A 17,802-nucleotide genomic window follows, 5' to 3' on the forward strand; every position below is an offset into this window, starting at 1 on the left:
CATTAGTCCGAGGCCTGAACAGACGTCACACTCTTAGCTGTAATTTCTTCTAACGTATATTCTAAAATCCGCTCCTGACCGGACATTTCCACTTGCAAAATTCTTTCCAAAATATTTAAACCAATCACTTTTCCCGAGCCGTTCGGCGTACGAATAACATCCCCTACATCAGGAAGTTCTGCTTTAGCCGCTTCATATTCGTCGTTTTCATATTTCAAACAACACATAAGCCGGCCGCATAATCCGGAAATCTTTGTTGGGTTTAACGATAAATTTTGGTCTTTTGCCATTTTGATCGAAACAGGCTCAAAATCACCCAGAAAAGTGGAACAGCAGAGCATACGCCCGCACGGTCCAATCCCTCCAAGCATTTTGGCCTCATCTCTTACGCCAATTTGCCTCAATTCGATTCTTGTACGGAAAATAGAGGCCAGGTCTTTCACCAACTCCCGAAAATCAATCCGTCCGTCCGCGGTAAAGTAAAAAATGACTTTGTTGCGGTCAAACGTATATTCAACATCGACGAGCTTCATATCAAGTTGATGCTCGGTGATTTTTTTTGCACAGATTTCATATGCTTCTTTTGCTTGTATTTTATTTTCTTCAACGTTTTGCTTATCTTCCTGATCGGCAATCCTGACAATTTTTTTAAGCGGCAACACAACATCATGTTCGCTTACTTGTTTCTTGTCTGTAACGGCTTTTCCAAATTCTATTCCCCTTGCCGTTTCAACAATGACATAGTCATTCCTGACAACAGGATGATCCTGGGGATCAAAATAATATATTTTACCGGCTTTTTTAAACCGGACACCCACTACATTATACAAAAGAAGGTCCCCCCTGCAAATTCAGCACAAGCTGTTCCATTAACAGCTGAGGATTCATATTTGCGTGTATTTTTTTCTTGGCTTCCAAAATGGCTGTTATTTGTTCCGAAATCCTTCTTAGCGACGTTTGCAGCGCATCTTTTTCCAGTTTTTCCTTTATATCCGGATAAACTAGTTGCCGATCCTTCCCCAAGTGTATATAAAACAAATCTTTATATAAAAGCAGTAAAAGCGATAAGCCTAAATCAAGCTGAGACCTATCTTTAAAATGGCTCAACCAATCATTTTGTAATGCGGTCATTGCATAGAGCGGATTTTCTTTTAAGATGTCATATAATTTTAACACTATCATTCGGGCTTGTGCAAACCAATCTTCGTCATTCAGCCTGAGGGCATCTTCCAAATCATTCGTTACAGCGGCCAACAGCACCGCTTTTGTTTCATGAACCCCCGAATGCAATAGCTTTTCCAAAAGCTGTTCCCGGCTTAATGGGTGAAATGGTACTTTTTGACACCTTGACATAATGGTCGGCAACAGTTGCTGTGGCTGCTCTGTAACGAGGATTGCCATCGTTTGCACATGCGGCTCCTCCAAAAATTTGAGCAGACTGTTGGCCGCTTGTACGGTCATTTTTTCTGCATCAATGAGAATGTATATTTTCCTCTTTGATTCCATACCCGACTTGCTGAATTCAGTCCGCAATGAACGTATTTGATCTATTTTAATGGAAGCACCGTCCGGCTCCACGACATGAACATCAGGGTGGTTGCTGCTTTCAATTCTTCTACAGTTGCTGCAGCGGCCGCATGGATTCATATGATCACGACTATCCTCACAGAACATGCTGGATGCGAGTAACATGCTTGCCGCGCGTTTCCCTGTGCCCTGTTCGCCTTCAAATAAATATGCATGGGCAATACGGCCGTATTGAATGCTATTTTTTAACAGTCTGGCCGCGACGGGCTGTTCGCGTGTAAATTGTTCCCAGTTTTTGGCCACCGGTAACTCACCCTTACGTGTATAAATGAATGAGCAGCCCTTTTATTTCGCCAATCTTATCCAAAATATAAATGGACTGCTGTTCTTCTTTCAGTATGTCATTCGTTAACTCAATCAATTTTTCATCTATCGTCTCAACAATCTGAAGCGTTCTTCCGTCAGAAAATCGATTCCAACTATGAGATTGTTTTAAGTTCATGCCGAATTCAACAGCTTCCTGAACAAACCTTTTAACAAGCTGTTTATATTTAGCCAAGTCTTGGAAACTCCGCGTCTTTCCAAGCCGTTCGCCAGCTGCAGATAAATCGGCCATTAACTTGGCAAGCTGCTCCTCTTGCAGTTTCATCCCTTGAAAGGAAATCATCTCGGAAAATCTGGGGTTGTCCGTACGTTTTATTTTTTGCCCGGTCACGAAGTGTCCTGATCTTGATTTGGATGTCTCGTTAATTTTCATAAGCTACCCTAAAATTGATGAAATTGCTCGATTGGCAGGACAAAAACCGTGGCTCCCCCAACGGACACTTCAACTGGATAAGGAATGTAGGAGTCGGCATTTCCTCCCATTGGTGAAACCGGAGCCATTAATTGCTCCCGAGATTTGCAATTTTCCCTAATGACTTCGAGCGCCTTTTCCACACGGATATCTTCTGTCCCAATCATGAATGTTGTATTTCCCGATTTTAAAAACCCGCCTGTCGTCGCAAGTTTAGTAGCTCTAAAATTATGTTCAACCAACGCGTTCATCAACCGGTTGCTGTCCTGGTCTTGAACTACGGCCATTATCAACTTCATGTATATCACCCCTTTAAAAAAGTGAAAAACAAATATTTGTTATTATCATTATTATATCAGTTAAACGAATATGTGACATCGTTATATGAACCATTATATCCAAACATCTTCTATTTCGAATCAACCATATTTCTACATTGTTGTTCAATAATATTCTTTGCAGCCATAAAAAGTACCATTACTTTGTTTCGTATGATTTCAATTGTTCTTCAATAATATTCTTTGCAGCCTCGTAAACATTATCCATCGGTTGGCTCGCATCAATTTCCATCATACGCTCAGGAAAACGGTTTAACAGCAATTTATAACCTTCTCGTACTTTTTGGTGAAATTCAATCGTTTCCAAATCAAGGCGGTTAATCTCCCTTCCCGCATGTTTGGCAATTCGTTTCAGCCCCGCCTCAGGTTCAATATCAAAATATAGCGTTATATCAGGCATCAAGCCATTGACGGCAAACTGATTAATCGCATATACCTCATCTATCCCAAGCCCTCTGGCAAATCCTTGGTAAGCAAGGGAGCTGTCAATAAAACGGTCACATAATACAAGCGTGCCGCGTCGAAGTGCCGGTATAATTTTTTCCGTTAAATGCTGACGGCGCGCGGCCGCATATAACAAAGCTTCCGTTCTTCCGTCCATCATCGTATGTTCTTTGTCCAAAATAATCGTTCGGATCTTCTCGGCAATTTCTATTCCTCCCGGTTCACGGGTAGCAAGAACAGGTACCCCGGAAGCGGAAAAATCCATACGCAGTCTTTCAATAATAGTCGTTTTTCCCGCTCCCTCAGGACCTTCTACAGTAATAAACAATCCACACATCCCTTTACCTCCGCAAACTATATATGTCGTTTAGTATAACGTTCTTTTTACCGGAAATGAACCTTTTGCTGTCTCCTTGAAACCTGTCATGATTGACACCAGATCTTTTATTGATCACTCATCCCCCAGCAAGAAGGAAGCGAACTGCCTCCCCGCATCATATTTTACTATAAAGCGAAACTTGATTGTTAGTTAAGCCAATCGGGCTTTTACTGACAGTTGATCCCCCGTACATTCTCATCTTCCAGCGATTTCTTGCAGTGGGGGCATACTGCCAGTTAATTCGGGGTGGAAAAAACAAAAAAAACCGGGCTTTATCCGCAAAAGCCTGGTTTTTATGTCACGATTTTCGTTTCTTTAATAACCTTCATTTGTTCAATGTAAAACTTATATTTTGGATCATCCGTGTCCGTTTTGACCATTTCTCTCTCACAGTCCGTACAGATAAACGATGTATAAAGATGTATACCGATTTTTTTCGGCTGCTCGCAAATAATGCACTTTTCCATCTCTCCACCTCCACACAAAGTAGTGTACCCAGCTGGATAAATTGTATACACAATTTATAAGATTTGTTAGTTTTTAAAATCATTGCTTTGTAAATTCTATGCAGGGTAGACAGTTACTGTGTTTGTCTTTTAAAAAACAGAAAAAAACGAAACACCCGCCACGGTTTGGCGAATGTTTCATGGAATCACATATAGTTGAATGAGAGACAAAGCTGCAACACCCGGCAATCCTAGAAAACCTGAAATTGCGGCGGTGATCCAATTAATTGGGACGTACAAACCAAATTGATTGCCGAAGGCATTTAAAAAAAATAAAAATAGCGCTCCGATGACCAGCTTCATTGCTGATTGACCGATGAATCGAATCAGCCGACCGGGCCTTCCCGATATGAGCAAAAAAATGATAAGACCAGCCAATGATGAAATAATGATAATGGACTCCAAGCTTTCCCCTCCTGTTCTCCCGTCCTATATTATTTATTGTATGAACGGTCTGTCCAAAAAGAACGGCAGGCGGCTTGGTAGTTATTTTTTTATTGATACTTTTCTTAATTTCGCTTCACGTAAAAGATAAATATATTTTGCTTTTGCCATGAGCGCTTTGTATTTTAATTCATCATGCTCCCCGTAACTTAAATGCATCAATTGTTTTAAATGAAGCCAATTATTTTTTGTCTCTTCAATCAGTTCAACGAATTTTTGATCATATTCTTTCCGGAGTTTTTTTCTCTGAAACATGCGGCGCCTCTCCTTACAAAACTTCTCTTCTGCCTTCCAATGCCTTTGATAAAGTGACTTCATCCGCATATTCAAGATCGCCGCCAACCGGAAGTCCGTGGGCAATTCTTGTCACTTTAAGGCCGGATGGCTTTAGAAGCCGGGAAATGTACATGGCTGTCGCTTCCCCTTCTATATTGGGATTCGTCGCCAAAATCACTTCTTGAACGGTTTCGTCTTGAAGCCTTTTAAGCAAATCCGGAATGTTGATATCTTCCGGTCCAATTCCTTCCATAGGAGAAATAGATCCGTGCAAGACATGATAAAGACCTGTATATTCTTTCATTTTTTCCATGGCAATCACATCTTTCGGCTCCTGAACAACACAAATGACGCTGCGGTCACGCCGTTCCTCTTTACAAATATAACAAGGGTCCTGATCAGTAATATGCCCGCAAACCGAGCAGTATCCAAGATCCCTTTTTGCATTGACCAATGCTTTCGCAAAATCAAGGACGGTGTCTTCTTTCATGCCAAGAACGAAAAACGCCAGGCGGGCAGCTGTTTTCGGCCCGATTCCCGGCAGTTTCATAAAGCTGTCGATCAGCTTGGATATTGGTTCTGGATAGTGCATGTTGTTAACCTCCTAAAAGCCAGGAAGGTTTAATCCTTTTGTAAATTGTCCCATCGTCTGGCTCGTTAATTCTTCGGCCTTTTTAAGCGCATCGTTTGTCGCGGCCAATACAAGGTCTTGAAGCATTTCAATGTCTTCGGGATCGACAACTTCTTCATCAATTTTGACTTCAAGCACTTCCTTATGGCCTGAAACAATAACGGTGACCATACCGCCGCCAGCTGTGCCTTCTATCTTCTTTTCACCAAGCTCTTCCTGGGCTTTCGCCATTTTCTTTTGCATTTTTTGCATTTGCTTCATCATGCCTTGCATATTTCCCATTCCTCGCATCATTAAAAACCTCCAACATAGAAAATTAGTTTTTGATCTCGAGAAGATCTTCCCCGACAAGCTTGAGCGCCTCGGCAACGAGAGGATCTTCTTCATTCGTTTTCACCTGGTCGCCATCCGGCTTTTTCTTTTCTATGAATTCCCGGCGGATTTCCGACCATTGTTTTTCGGGAACCGCGATAATTTGATAAGCTGTACCGGCCAGTTCTTCCAACGTTTGAGACAGCGTTTGAAAATATGTTTCATTTTCCATAGCCATCCGGCAATGTATATCATGTTTAAATTTTAGTACAAACGCATTCGATGAAGCGGCAGATGGTTCTGCATCGTGGAGAAGTGCCGCCAGTTGCACCATTTTTTGACCGTTCAACGATTCAAGCAAGTCTCCCCAGCGGCTTTTAATGGCATTTAAATCCTGGCGTGTTGCATTCTCCAAAACCTGCATGATGGGTCGGGCATTGACCCGAAAATCTTTTGCATTGCTTCGGACCGCTTTTCTTGGAGCCGGATCGCTTTTTGCTTCTGCCGATCTTTTGGTTGATTGTTCTTTCAATAATGTTATCTCTTTTTCAAGCGCCTCGATCTTTTTATACAGTTCTGTCATTTCAGGCGCGTCATTTGGGAAAGATTTCACTTGCGTTTGGCATAGTTTCACAAGGCAAACCTCTAAATAAGTGCGTGCATGATTTGAAAATCGCATTTCCTGCTGTGTTTTGCTTAATATATCGATGTATTCATAAATCTGCTCAGGAAGCATTGATTCAGATAACTGTTTAAAATCCTCGTCCAATCGGGCGCGGACCATTGCTTCTTCCAACTCGGGTGCCGTCTTGTAAAGCAAAAGGTCGCGAAAGTATAAAATAAAATCTTCCGAAAACCGAGCTGGATCCTTCCCCTGCAAAAGCAACTCCTCAAGGGCGCCCAAAGCAACAGCAACTTCTTTCTCGTGAATGGCCTTCGCCAACTTGTTCAAACTGCTTTGGGAAATGGAGCCGGTTACCGTCAGTGCGTCTTCCACCGTTACCATATCCGTGCTGAAGGAAATCGCTTGATCGAGCAGACTCAAAGCGTCCCTCATGCCTCCCTCGGCAGCAGCGCCGATTACGTGTAATGCCTTTTCATCATATTTCAAACCTGTTTCATTTGCAATATGAACCATTCTTTTTACAATATCATGCGCGGTGATTCTTTTAAAATCAAAACGCTGACATCTAGAAATGATCGTTAACGGAATCTTGTGGGGCTCTGTCGTTGCCAAAATGAAAATCACGTGTCGGGGCGGCTCCTCCAATGTTTTTAATAATGCATTGAAGGCTCCGATGGACAGCATATGCACCTCGTCAATAATGTATACTTTGTAGGATACGGCATTGGGCGCATACTTTACTTTATCACGAATATCGCGGATTTCTTCAACTCCATTGTTGGATGCGGCATCAATTTCAATCACATCAGAGATGGACCCGTCCATGATGCCTTGACAGGCCGCACATTCATTACACGGTTCAGATACCGGCATGCGTTCACAATTTACTGCCTTTGCCAGTATTTTGGCCGCACTTGTTTTTCCAGTTCCTCTGGGACCGGAAAATAAATAAGCATGGGATATTTTTTGTTGGAGGAGAGCATTTTGCAACGTTTTGGTGACATGTTCCTGGCCGACTACATCTATAAAAGCCTGTGGGCGCCAAACTCGATACAATGCTTGGTAACTCAATGCCTCTCCCCCTTTCTTTGCCATTTTAGTGAATTTCGCTGTTTATATTATACCTTAATTAGGCAAGAAATTACAGAAACAATCCGTAATGACGAATGTCTTTAAAAAGCACCTGAGCCTCCTCCGCCGCCGTCAACGCCACCTCCGGAATAGCTGGTGTCGGAACTGTCAGCAGAAGCCGTATTCATTATATGTTCATCTGCTAATGCAAATGAAGAAGCAGTGTTCAACCCTGAATAGAAGAAAACGTCCACCGTAGAGTAGCTGGCCACGCTTGTTTCATTCTTTTGAATAACTTGGCTAAAATAATCCGCCAGACGGTTCTTTTTCGTCCCCATACTATATATTAGCAAACGCTTTTTATCATCCTCGCTTGATTGTTCCCATTCGGAGACAGGAATTTGCTCATACTCTTTTTCGAGCTTGTTCCACTCCTCCTTTAAAAGCATACCTTCATATGAGATAGGCTTATAAAATATAGCCAAACATAAGCTGGCGAGTCCCAATGCCCCTGCCTGGAACATGAGTCCATATAGGTCATAGACGATGAAAAAAGCAGAAGCAATAAGCATAGCCGTACCCGTCGTTCCAAGCGTCCATTTTAATAATGGATTGTTTTCATGGAGATTTGATTGATCGATCTCTTTTTTGATTGCATCTTTCCATCGGCTTATTTCTTCCTCATATCGATCATGGTTCGATTCCAACTGTATGTACTGTTCCAAATCATTCAGGGTAAATGTTTTATTCCCCCCCACCTTTTCAAAGAGCAAACGAAGCAAAATCTTTTCATGAGCTTTTTCCGCTTCCCCATCCAGCAGCAAAAACCGGTCCTCTGAAACCTGCCGGACATATCCTTTTCGTACAAGATCCATTAAAGCTGCCGCCAGCAGTTCCGGTGAAAATTGATATAAAAAATAAAGAATAGCCGGCATGCTCAACTTTTGTTTTGGAATCATATATTTCCTGCTATTAATTTCATTTTTGGCTGCTCGTTTTCTTTGTTTACTCTTCATTGCCTCAGATGTGATCACCCCAATAAAAAGAGCACCAAATATCAATAAGAACCATTTTCCAACTGATGAGGTTTTCTCCCTGTTTTCCGCAAATGTTTGTGCTTTGTCAATCAACTTTTGTTGCTCATCCAGCAATGTTTGGCGCATTTCTTGATCAGAGGTTTCAGTCAAGTCCGGAAATAATGCCGAATCATATGCCACCCGAATATCCCCATTTTCACCAGCTTCCACTTTATGTAACTGGAATGTAACAGCACCGCTATTTCCAACCTTCTCCTTACCGAACGATTCATCATACCCAAAGGCAATCACATCATCCGTTTCAGCAGGGGGATGGACCGTGATAGTCATGTTCCCATAATCCGCTTCATTGCGTTTATCCAAAAAAGGCCAATAAAACTCTGTTATATCAGGATGCTTAGAAAGACCGTTTTTAATCATATAATGGAGTTCTACACTAATATTCTCATCGCTCCCGCTTCGAGAAACTTTATATAAATCTTTTTCTTTCTTTACTTTTAGCTCTTTTTCGCCTTCATTCGCTGTAAAATCGGTTATTTCCGCACCTTTCTTCGGAATTATTTCCCGGGTAATTCCGCGAAATTTGTCATCAAAAGAATAAGAATGGACTTCAGTCACTCGCACATCCCCATTTTTTTGCAAATAGGCATCGATGGTTACATCCGTTATCGAAAATTCCACTGCCATAGTCTGAATAGGCCATGCCCCAATCATAAACAAAATCAATATGAAAACAAGCTTTTTCTTCATCACAAACACCTCACTTTCCTCTTATACGGGATATAGGAGGAAAAAGTTTCAGATAGCAATCCGTCGAATCGAATACACATACACTCGGATATACTTTTTTTTCACTGAAAACTAAAAAATCCATCTGCCATTGCAGATGGATTTGATATTGAATGGATTGCCGTGCACCTTCCGTCGACAGTGTTTCATAAGCGTTACTCTAGCAGTTAGCTCGATCCAGGCTGCCCCGCGGCACATGGGATGGCCCACTTAATGCTGCTTCCTTCCGGACCTGACATGGTTCATGGGTTCCCATTGCGCAGGACCCAGATGTCCACACCACTTACTTGAGGCAGATCCTTACAAAACAACAGCCTCGGGAAGGGATTCAACCCCGCTGGAGCGGATTGCGGGTACAGGGCTCCGCTATTTCCCCGTCTAGCACGGTAAGGATTATTGTACCACTTTTTCAGCATAAAATCAATCTTTACTAAAGGAAAGTTTGTCCGGCATTAACTGGCAGTAAAATCACCTTTTTAAAAAATTGTGAGTGAAATGACATTGGATATCGACTGCCAGTATATGCCCGATTGGTTCTACTAACAATCAGTCGGATACAGTTAACTGGCAAGCTAAGAACATATCCTATGGCAATGTCTGCATGGTCCACCTTCTGTGGAACTATCCGGCTATTGAAGCTTCACTTTATCCCTTCTTTTTCCTGCGAAGTTCACGAAAAAATTGGCTTAGAAGCTCTCCGCATTCATCCGCCAATACTCCGCCGACCACTTCACTTTGATGATTAAAGCGGGCATCAGAAAGCAAATTCATAAGTGTTCCCGCACAGCCGGCCTTTGGATCAGAAGCTCCGTATACGACTTTTTTTATACGCGATAAAATGATAGCGCCACTGCACATCGGACATGGCTCCAACGTTACATATAGTTCCGCATTTTCAAGACGCCATGTCCCTAGTGTCCGGCAAGCTTCCTGAATGGCGATGATTTCGGCATGCGCTACGGCATTTTGCTCCGTTTCCCGTCGGTTTGATGCTTTAGCGATGATTTTCCCATTTAAGACAATGATAGCCCCGATGGGAACTTCACCAATTGAGCGGGCCTTCTTCGCTTCTTCAATTGCAACATTCATATATTTCTCTTCATTTTCCATCGTTTTTCTCCTCATTTTTGCTACATATGATTGTACCAAAATTTTTTATTAGAGGTCTTTAATTTTCCTGGCATGCATACAATGGGACAAGATAAACGTTTGACTAAGGTGGTTAAGGAGGGTAAACATGCAAATCCATGTCGTCGAGCCCAATCAGACTTTGTCCTCGATCGCTTCCTTGTACGGGATAGCTCCAGCTATCATAACGGAAGCCAATGATTTACAAAATCCCGATCGGCTTGTGGTCGGGCAAGCGATTGTCATTCCGATTATCGGCAGGTTTTATTGGGTACAGCCTGGTGACAGCCTCTATACAATCGCGAGAAGATTTGGCATTTCTTATCAAGAGCTTGCCCGAATCAATGGGATTAGTGTCAACCAGCCTATTCGGGTTGGCTTGCGGCTCTATATCCCACAGGGACCAAAGCGAGAAGGAGAGTTTTTAGCTTATGTCGAGCCGAGGCGTACGGGGACCGTATCCCCCGTTTTGGAGTCGAGTGCGAGAGAAGCATCTCCTTACTTAACATATTTGGCTCCATTTGCTTACTTGCCAAAACGTGACGGAACATTAGATCCCCCCCAGTTAAATCGTTTTCCCGAAATTGCCCGCGCAAACAACACATCTCTCGCCATGGTCTTGGCCAACCAGGAAGAAGGACAATTCAACACTGAACTTGCTCATATTTTGCTTACAAATGAACAAGTGCAAACAACTTTTTTGGAAAATATTGCAACAGAAGCCAAAAGGGTCGGCTTTACCGATATTCACTTTGATTTTGAAAGGATTGCAGCGGAAGATCGTGAAGCTTATAACCAATTTCTTCGAAAAGCACGCGACCGTTTCCATGCGGAAGGCTATATCATTTCCACGGCACTTGCCCCCAAAACAAGTGCTACACAGGTGGGGGAATGGTATGCGGGGCATGATTATCGGGCGCACGGCGAAATTGTCGATTACTCTTTGATCATGACATATGAATGGGGCTACAGCGGCGGTCCCGCAATGGCTGTTTCCCCCATTGGACCAGTTCGGGATGTATTGGAGTACGCGCTAACCGAAATGCCTTCACGTAAAATCATGATGGGACAAAATCTGTATGGCTATGATTGGACGCTTCCGTTCGTCAAGGGAACGACGGCAAAAGCTGTAAGCCCCCAGGAGGCCATTCGGATTGCCCTTGAAAACAATGTAGCCATCGAATACGATACAACTGCACAAGCCCCTTTTTTTCATTATACGGACGGGGAAGGGAACAGGCATGAAGTTTGGTTTGAAGATGCGCGTTCCATCCAGGCAAAATTTGATTTGGTTAAAGAGCTCAACCTTCGGGGTGTCGGCTATTGGAAACTTGGGCTGTCTTTTCCACAAAACTGGCTCTTGATTACTGACAATTTTAATGTAGTGAAAACATAAAAGCGGCTCATTCGAACCGCTTCTTTCAGTTAATGACTTCTTTATTTCTCATATAAGGGCGCAACACTTCGGGAATTTCAACACTTCCGTCTTCTCGTTGGTAGTTTTCCAAGATTGCCGCCACCGTTCTTCCTACTGCCAAGCCAGATCCGTTCAGCGTGTGCACATGTTGCGGTTTGGCTTTTGGTTCAGTGCGGAAACGGATATTGGCTCTTCTTGCCTGAAACGTTTCAAAGTTTGAACAAGAAGAAATTTCTCTGTATGTTTTATAGCTCGGAATCCATACTTCAAGATCATATTTCTTGGCTGCTGTAAAACCAAGATCGGCTGTACACATGCTCATGACGCGATAGGGCAAATTCAAAAGCTGTAATACTTTTTCCGCGTGGTTTGTCAGTTTCTCAAGTTCGGCATAAGAATCTTCCGGTTTTACAAATTTAACTAATTCCACTTTATTAAATTGATGTTGGCGGATCAAGCCGCGCGTATCTCGCCCCGCAGACCCGGCCTCTGAACGAAAACATGCACTGTAAGCCACATAGTTAATCGGCAAGCGATCGCCGTCCAATATTTCATCTCGATGGTAGTTGGTCACTGAGACTTCCGCAGTCGGGATAAGGAAAAAATCATCACTTTCAACATGAAACGCATCCTCCGCAAACTTCGGCAATTGTCCCGTTCCCGTCATACTTGCACGATTCACAAGGTATGGCGGCAACATCTCCTCATACCCGTGTTCTTCCACGTGAAGATCCATCATGAAATTAATGAGAGCCCGTTCAAGCCTGGCTCCAAGGCCTTTATAAAAGACAAATCGACTTCCAGTAACTTTTGCCGCCCGTTCAAAGTCCAATATATTCAAGTCATCGGCCAATTCCCAGTGCGGTTTCGGCTCAAATGTAAATTGGGGAACATTACCCCATCTTCTTATCTCTACATTATCATCTTCCGTCTCTCCTACCGGAACACTTTCATGAGGAATATTGGGAATAGCTAAAAGTAATTGCTGTAACTCTTCTTCAATCACACGGAGTTCTCTATCCAATTCCTTTACTTGCTGGCTGACTTGCCGCATTTCACTAATCAAATGATCGGCATTTTGCTTTTCTTTTTTTAACTGGGCGATTCTTTCTGAAACTTCATTTCTGTTATTTTTTAACTGTTCCGATTGAACAATCATTTCCCTCCGTTTTTGATCAAGTTGTTCAAACTTATCCAAATCAGCCAAATCCTCGCCGCGATGCTGCAATTTTTTCTTGATTTCATCTACATTCCCTCGAAGAACCTTCATATCCAGCATACGATTACCTCCCAAAATATTTTATTTAAACAAAAAAACTCCCGATCCCAAAGGGACGAGAGTTTACCCGCGTTGCCACCCAAATTGAAAGCCTGAGCTTTCCTCTTTGCCTGATAACGGGGTGATCCCGAAAATGCTTACTTGCCCGAAATGATCGGCGGTTCGGCATTTTGCTCAAGGACGGATTCACAGGCAGTGCCGCCAGTTTTCACCAAACACCGGCTCTCTTAAAGGACACTGTTCCGCTACTATTTCCTCTCAACGCATTCGCTCGTATTTTGTTGATAATATACTACATATCCAAGTGGAATGCAAATGTACTGTCTTATCTATATAATTGTCATCTGTCCGCTTTTCTAAACCAACAGATATTTTTTAAAACCAACCTTTGACTGTTTTAACCGAGCTATCCCAAACATCGCCGAAAAAGCCGCCTATTCCGCGCATCATTAGAACAAACCAATTGGCTTTCTCCACTTTTTCTCCTGTCACCATATTGACAGATGCCGTTTTGCTTTTTGATAAAAAGCCGTAAGGATCTTCTCCCTCATATGCGGCTTCCAGAACGCCCACTTTTTCACCTTTTTTAATCGGTGCGGTCAATTTCCCTTCTTTATTCAATTTCTTCTTATCTATTTTAACACGAGGTTTGTACATTTTTTCTTCCCCGTTTTTCACTACCACTTTTAAAGGGGATTCAGACTGAATGGAGACAGATTTTTCTTTTCCGCTTATGACAGGTATCGTTTTATTATTTTTTACTTGATAACCTTTCGGATATATTTCTTTTACAGAGAAGTTTGTAAAAGCATAGTCCATCATTTTTTTGGATTCATTAAATCTGGATTTGTAATCACCTTGGCCGTTTTTTCCTTTCGCGTTCATGACAACCGTAATAACCCTTAAACCATCCCGTTTAGCCGTCCCGGTAAAACAGTACCCAGCAAAGTCTGTTGTCCCGGTTTTTAATCCATCTACGCCTTCATAGCTAAAATCTAGAGATGGGAGCATCCAGTTCCAGTTCACCATTTTACCAGGCTTACCAGGGAATTCTTTCTCAGGTATGCTCGTTGTTTCCAATACTTCGGGATAATCATTCATCAGACGGGAAGCCAGTTTTGCCATTGATCGTGCAGACATGATATTTTCATCTTCTGGCTTGGTTCCCTCTGGATGTTTGCCTTTTAAATCCTTATTGTTTAGACCGGTGGAATTGACAAACTTATAGTTTTCAAGACCCAGTTCTTCCGCTTTTTTGTTCATTAAGTCGACAAACTTCTTCTCGGAACCGGCAATGGCTTCGGCAATGGCGATCGTGGCGCCATTTGCCGAGTAAATCGCCATCGCTTCATATAATTGTCGAATCGTATATTTTTTCCCCGCTTCAAGCGGTACATTTGAAAGATTTGTATCAATAGAAACCTGATGAACATAATCGCTGATGGTTTGTTCCTGTTCCCAAGATATTTTTTTATCCTTAATCGCTTCGAACATTAGATACTCAGTCATCATTTTGGACATTGAGGCAATGCCGAGCGCAGTATCTTCATTTTTTGCGTACAGTACCTTTCCTGTACTTGCTTCAACGAGGATTGCCGCATCCGCGTTAATATCGAGCGCATCCTCAGCGGAAGCACGTTCAGGAACAGTGATCATGCTAACGAACATAAGTAACGACAGAAAAAACGCTAAAAATGGTATCTTTTTCCGAATTATCACAAGTTTACCCTCCAAATTATATGTACACCTTTGTCATTTTAACATAGAAAAACATCGTTGAGTAGGCTGTGTTCTTTTCAGTTTCATAACAAAAAAAAAGCAAAGCCCATTCACTGGATTCATCAGGGCTTTTGCCATTTTTTTATGATAATGAGTAGTTTGGCGCTTCTTTCGTAATCTGCACATCATGCGGATGGCTCTCACGAAGTCCGGCACCGGTCATTTTGATAAATTGGGCATTTTCACGGAAATACTCCAAATCGGCGGCACCGCAGTAACCCATTCCGGCTCGAAGACCTCCAGTCAGTTGATAAAGGGTATCTGCGAGCGGCCCTTTATAAGGAACGCGTCCTTCGATTCCTTCTGGGACAAACTTTTTCGCATCTTCTTGGAAATAACGGTCCTTCGATCCTTTTTGCATGGCGCCTTCCGATCCCATGCCACGATATACTTTAAAACGACGACCTTGGAAAATTTCTGTTTCTCCTGGACTTTCCGACGTTCCGGCAAGCAAGCTTCCGAGCATGACAGCATGTCCTCCTGCAGCAAGAGCCTTCACGATATCGCCGGAATATTTAACGCCCCCGTCAGCAATGATCGTTTTTCCATGCTTCCTCGCTTCTGTCGCGCAATCATAAATAGCTGTAATTTGCGGGACACCAATTCCTGCTACAACGCGGGTTGTACATATGGAACCCGGTCCAATGCCCACTTTTACAACATCCGCACCCGCTTCATATAATTCCCTCGTCGCTTCTGCTGTTGCAACGTTACCAGCAATCAAGTTCAAATGGGGATATAGCTTACGAATTTCCCGGACAGTTTTTAACACACCGGCTGAATGGCCATGGGCCGTGTCAACAACGATGGCATCAACCTGTGAATTGACAAGCGCTTCTACCCGCTTATATGTGTCTGCCGCAATCCCGACTGCGGCGCTTACAAGCAGACGGCCTTTTTCGTCCTTTGCGGAATTTGGATATTCGATCACTTTTTCTATATCTTTGATAGTAATTAATCCTTTCAGGACTCCTTTATCATCAATCAAAGGCAATTTTTCAATACGATGTTCCTGAAGTATTTTTTCCGCTTCGGCAAGGGAAGTTCCGACAGATGCCGTAACAAGATTTTCTTTCGTCATGACTTCGGTAATTGGAAGAGAGTAATCCTGAATAAAACGCATATCCCTGTTTGTAATAATGCCGACCAATATTTTGTCTTCTTCATTATTAACAATCGGGACTCCTGAAATCCGATATTTCCCCATTAAGTGCTCGGCATCATACACTTGATGTTCCGGGGTCAAGAAGAACGGATCAGTTATCACGCCACTTTCAGACCGTTTTACCTTATCGACTTGTTCGGCCTGTTGTTCAATGCTCATATTTTTGTGAATGACACCCAGACCACCCTGGCGCGCCATGGAAATGGCCATGTCTGATTCGGTAACAGTATCCATTCCTGCACTGATAATAGGGATGTTCAGCTTTAGGCTGTCTGTCAGGCTTGTACTCAAATCAACTTCTTTCGGCAAGACCTCAGATTTAGCCGGGATTAACAACACATCATCAAATGTTAATCCTTCTTTTACAAACTTTGACTCCCACATTTTTTTTCGTCCCCCTGCCCAAAATATTATTAGTAGGTTATCAATTGGTTAAAATACTGTCAAGGTTAATGGGTGATGTTCAATTTTTCTAATTATTCGGAGGTGTTTTGTCTGTCAACATACAAAAAAATATGGATGCAATTCAATTTTTTTCGGTCGGCAACTACAGTTCAAACTTATTTAAAAAGAAAATATGAAAACCACCATATAGAGGATGCCGAAAGAAAAAGCTATGATAATTGTTACCCATTTATGTACTATTTAGAACAAGGCGAAACATACTACACCCAAGCTGACCAATCGCCATTTTCCATCAGACCTATATTGCTTTATTATGGATTAATTCATTTATTAAAGGCATGCCTTCTTACAGTGGACCCAAACTATCCCGGCACAACCTCTGTTTTGGCTCACGGCGTTTCTGCACGAAAAAGGAAAAAGCGGAACTATCAATTTCTGGAAGATGAAGTAAAAGTTCAAAAAAACGGCTTATGCACCTATTTTTCAGAGCAAATGTATCAACTAAAACACTTGGAAGGAGAGAAATATAAAATGGGGGAGTTACTGGCTCAAGTTCCGGAACTGGACGACCTGTACTTATTTACGAGTGGTAAAAGCAATTTTATGCTACTGAAGCAACTCCCCGGCAATATTTGGACAATCCCTGCTGAATTAGCGCTGAACTATCATATAAGTGTTCAGAGGTTAAAACAATTTTTAGATAGCAAGCATCCTGAAATGATTTATTGGCTTGAAAACAAAGAGAAGGAAACAGAGATTCTCATTGACGGCAAGCGGACGAACTTCTTTCCGCCTTTTCGTTATCACATATTTAAAGAGAAATTTGGACTTGGCTCCTCCTTACAAGCCGCCATTCTTCTTCCCGACCTTTTGATTCACTATTTGCTCCTATTTAATTTAAGCATGATCGCCCGTTATGAAACGGAGTGGTGGATGGACCTCATAAAAACGGCATCTGATCTTGATTATCCATTCATCCATGCTTTTTTAAATATTACGGCTGAAAAAAGTCCACAAATGATTCTTGATTATTTAACGGGTAATGAAAAAACATAGAGCGTATCCACTCTATGTTTTCGCTTGCCCGGCAACGTCCTGCTCTCACAAGGGGAAGCCCCTCATTACCATCGGCGCGCGAACTTAACTTCCGTGTTCGGGCTGCGGATCATGATGACCGGCGAATCTCTTCGTCATCTGCACTCGCTCGATTCTCATGGGCATTGCCCATTGCGAGTCTCTCTCCCTTGATTCCTCGATCTTCTTGGTCCTTCTGATCCTCGCTTACATTGAGTTTCTTTATATCTTTCAATACTTTTTAAATAAACTAAAATAAGACATCCATTAATATGGATGTCCTGTTTGCCCGGCAACGTCCTGCTCTCACAAGGGGAAACCCCTCATTACCATCGGCGCTGAAGAACTTAACTTCCGTGTTCGGGATGGGAACGGGTGTT

General features: G+C 42.5%; 18 protein-coding genes, 1 rRNA gene, 1 other RNA gene and 1 other annotated feature. Of the genes, 2 read left to right on the plus strand and 18 right to left on the minus strand.

Features of this window, described 5'->3' with window-relative positions; translation table 11 throughout:
• Window positions 1-2: 2 nt before the first annotated feature.
• The 14 genes from JOC94_RS17800 to tadA form a co-directional block, all read right to left on the minus strand.
• Window positions 3-830: a PSP1 domain-containing protein gene (locus JOC94_RS17800; RefSeq protein WP_205180005.1), complete on the minus strand. Its 828-nt coding sequence runs from the start codon at window positions 828-830 to the stop codon at window positions 3-5.
• On the minus strand, window positions 823-1,830 hold the full coding sequence (gene holB / locus JOC94_RS17805) for a DNA polymerase III subunit delta' (RefSeq protein WP_205180007.1): 1,008 nt from the start codon (window positions 1,828-1,830) through the stop codon (window positions 823-825). Before holB ends, JOC94_RS17800 begins: the two co-directional genes overlap by 8 nt.
• Before the next feature lie 13 nt (window positions 1,831-1,843).
• The gene (locus JOC94_RS17810) at window positions 1,844-2,284 is read right to left on the minus strand and encodes a YaaR family protein (RefSeq protein WP_205180009.1); all 441 of its coding nucleotides are present in this window, start codon (window positions 2,282-2,284) and stop codon (window positions 1,844-1,846) included.
• Between the two features lie 8 nt (window positions 2,285-2,292).
• Entirely contained in the window at window positions 2,293-2,622 is a 330-nt protein-coding gene (locus JOC94_RS17815) for a cyclic-di-AMP receptor (protein ID WP_077111887.1), read from the minus strand.
• Window positions 2,623-2,800: 178 nt separating this feature from the next.
• Window positions 2,801-3,442: a dTMP kinase gene (gene tmk / locus JOC94_RS17820; protein ID WP_205180011.1), complete on the minus strand. Its 642-nt coding sequence runs from the start codon at window positions 3,440-3,442 to the stop codon at window positions 2,801-2,803.
• 335 nt (window positions 3,443-3,777) lie between these two features.
• Window positions 3,778-3,951 (minus strand): sigma factor G inhibitor Gin, encoded by a 174-nt coding sequence (locus JOC94_RS17825; protein ID WP_077111889.1) that lies wholly within the window; start codon window positions 3,949-3,951, stop codon window positions 3,778-3,780.
• A 177-nt stretch (window positions 3,952-4,128) separates the two neighbouring features.
• A complete protein-coding gene (locus JOC94_RS17830; protein ID WP_077111890.1) occupies window positions 4,129-4,395 on the minus strand; it encodes a pro-sigmaK processing inhibitor BofA family protein in 267 nt (88 codons plus the stop codon).
• An 81-nt stretch (window positions 4,396-4,476) separates the two neighbouring features.
• Window positions 4,477-4,689 (minus strand): YaaL family protein, encoded by a 213-nt coding sequence (locus JOC94_RS17835; protein ID WP_077111891.1) that lies wholly within the window; start codon window positions 4,687-4,689, stop codon window positions 4,477-4,479.
• A 13-nt stretch (window positions 4,690-4,702) separates the two neighbouring features.
• On the minus strand, window positions 4,703-5,302 hold the full coding sequence (recR, locus tag JOC94_RS17840) for a recombination mediator RecR (protein WP_077111892.1): 600 nt from the start codon (window positions 5,300-5,302) through the stop codon (window positions 4,703-4,705).
• 12 nt (window positions 5,303-5,314) lie between these two features.
• Window positions 5,315-5,635 carry a YbaB/EbfC family nucleoid-associated protein gene (locus JOC94_RS17845; RefSeq protein ID WP_205180013.1) on the minus strand — a complete coding sequence of 107 codons (321 nt, stop codon included), beginning with the start codon at window positions 5,633-5,635 and terminating at the stop codon, window positions 5,315-5,317.
• A 22-nt stretch (window positions 5,636-5,657) separates the two neighbouring features.
• A complete protein-coding gene (dnaX, locus tag JOC94_RS17850; RefSeq protein WP_205180015.1) occupies window positions 5,658-7,349 on the minus strand; it encodes a DNA polymerase III subunit gamma/tau in 1,692 nt (563 codons plus the stop codon).
• 101 nt (window positions 7,350-7,450) lie between these two features.
• On the minus strand, window positions 7,451-9,136 hold the full coding sequence (locus JOC94_RS17855; protein ID WP_205180017.1) for a DUF2207 domain-containing protein: 1,686 nt from the start codon (window positions 9,134-9,136) through the stop codon (window positions 7,451-7,453).
• A gap of 160 nt (window positions 9,137-9,296) precedes the next feature.
• Window positions 9,297-9,562: signal recognition particle sRNA large type (gene ffs / locus JOC94_RS17860), an RNA gene on the minus strand.
• Between the two features lie 258 nt (window positions 9,563-9,820).
• Window positions 9,821-10,285, minus strand: a complete 465-nt coding sequence (gene tadA / locus JOC94_RS17865; protein ID WP_077111895.1) for a tRNA adenosine(34) deaminase TadA — start codon at window positions 10,283-10,285, stop codon at window positions 9,821-9,823.
• A 127-nt stretch (window positions 10,286-10,412) separates the two neighbouring features.
• Here tadA and JOC94_RS17870 point away from each other — a divergent pair, with 127 nt between their 5' ends.
• Window positions 10,413-11,699: a glycoside hydrolase family 18 protein gene (locus tag JOC94_RS17870; RefSeq protein WP_205180019.1), complete on the plus strand. Its 1,287-nt coding sequence runs from the start codon at window positions 10,413-10,415 to the stop codon at window positions 11,697-11,699.
• A gap of 25 nt (window positions 11,700-11,724) precedes the next feature.
• Here JOC94_RS17870 and serS read toward each other — a convergent pair whose 3' ends face one another.
• From serS to guaB, 3 genes are all read right to left on the minus strand, one after another.
• Entirely contained in the window at window positions 11,725-12,999 is a 1,275-nt protein-coding gene (gene serS / locus JOC94_RS17875) for a serine--tRNA ligase (RefSeq protein ID WP_077111897.1), read from the minus strand.
• Between the two features lie 48 nt (window positions 13,000-13,047).
• Window positions 13,048-13,270: a binding site (T-box leader), on the minus strand.
• A gap of 104 nt (window positions 13,271-13,374) precedes the next feature.
• A complete protein-coding gene (locus JOC94_RS17880; RefSeq protein ID WP_408021931.1) occupies window positions 13,375-14,715 on the minus strand; it encodes a serine hydrolase in 1,341 nt (446 codons plus the stop codon).
• A gap of 145 nt (window positions 14,716-14,860) precedes the next feature.
• Window positions 14,861-16,327 (minus strand): IMP dehydrogenase, encoded by a 1,467-nt coding sequence (gene guaB / locus JOC94_RS17885; RefSeq protein ID WP_205180024.1) that lies wholly within the window; start codon window positions 16,325-16,327, stop codon window positions 14,861-14,863.
• A 135-nt stretch (window positions 16,328-16,462) separates the two neighbouring features.
• Here guaB and JOC94_RS17890 point away from each other — a divergent pair, with 135 nt between their 5' ends.
• Window positions 16,463-17,404, plus strand: coding sequence for a YaaC family protein (locus JOC94_RS17890; RefSeq protein ID WP_077111899.1), 942 nt, complete (start codon window positions 16,463-16,465; stop codon window positions 17,402-17,404).
• Window positions 17,405-17,709: 305 nt separating this feature from the next.
• On the opposite strand, the gene rrf is transcribed toward JOC94_RS17890, so the two are convergent.
• Window positions 17,710-17,802 (minus strand): 5S ribosomal RNA (gene rrf / locus JOC94_RS17895); the annotation flags it as partial.

The organism is Siminovitchia thermophila (genome assembly GCF_016909185.1).
GTDB classification, from domain to species: domain Bacteria; phylum Bacillota; class Bacilli; order Bacillales; family Bacillaceae_C; genus Siminovitchia; species Siminovitchia thermophila.

What these genes read in the sequence shown, in the direction of transcription:
- JOC94_RS17810 (WP_205180009.1), bottom strand. Translation starts at nt 2,284, where the DNA reads ATGAAAATTAACGAGACATCCAAATCAAGATCAGGACACTTCGTGACC.
- JOC94_RS17815 (WP_077111887.1), bottom strand. Translation starts at nt 2,622, where the DNA reads ATGAAGTTGATAATGGCCGTAGTTCAAGACCAGGACAGCAACCGGTTG.
- tmk (WP_205180011.1), bottom strand. Translation starts at nt 3,442, where the DNA reads ATGTGTGGATTGTTTATTACTGTAGAAGGTCCTGAGGGAGCGGGAAAA.
- JOC94_RS17825 (WP_077111889.1), bottom strand. Translation starts at nt 3,951, where the DNA reads ATGGAAAAGTGCATTATTTGCGAGCAGCCGAAAAAAATCGGTATACAT.
- JOC94_RS17835 (WP_077111891.1), bottom strand. Translation starts at nt 4,689, where the DNA reads ATGTTTCAGAGAAAAAAACTCCGGAAAGAATATGATCAAAAATTCGTT.
- recR (WP_077111892.1), bottom strand. Translation starts at nt 5,302, where the DNA reads ATGCACTATCCAGAACCAATATCCAAGCTGATCGACAGCTTTATGAAA.
- JOC94_RS17845 (WP_205180013.1), bottom strand. Translation starts at nt 5,635, where the DNA reads ATGATGCGAGGAATGGGAAATATGCAAGGCATGATGAAGCAAATGCAA.
- JOC94_RS17855 (WP_205180017.1), bottom strand. Translation starts at nt 9,136, where the DNA reads ATGAAGAAAAAGCTTGTTTTCATATTGATTTTGTTTATGATTGGGGCA.
- tadA (WP_077111895.1), bottom strand. Translation starts at nt 10,285, where the DNA reads ATGGAAAATGAAGAGAAATATATGAATGTTGCAATTGAAGAAGCGAAG.
- JOC94_RS17870 (WP_205180019.1), top strand. Translation starts at nt 10,413, where the DNA reads ATGCAAATCCATGTCGTCGAGCCCAATCAGACTTTGTCCTCGATCGCT.
- serS (WP_077111897.1), bottom strand. Translation starts at nt 12,999, where the DNA reads ATGCTGGATATGAAGGTTCTTCGAGGGAATGTAGATGAAATCAAGAAA.
- guaB (WP_205180024.1), bottom strand. Translation starts at nt 16,327, where the DNA reads ATGTGGGAGTCAAAGTTTGTAAAAGAAGGATTAACATTTGATGATGTG.
- JOC94_RS17890 (WP_077111899.1), top strand. Translation starts at nt 16,463, where the DNA reads ATGCAATTCAATTTTTTTCGGTCGGCAACTACAGTTCAAACTTATTTA.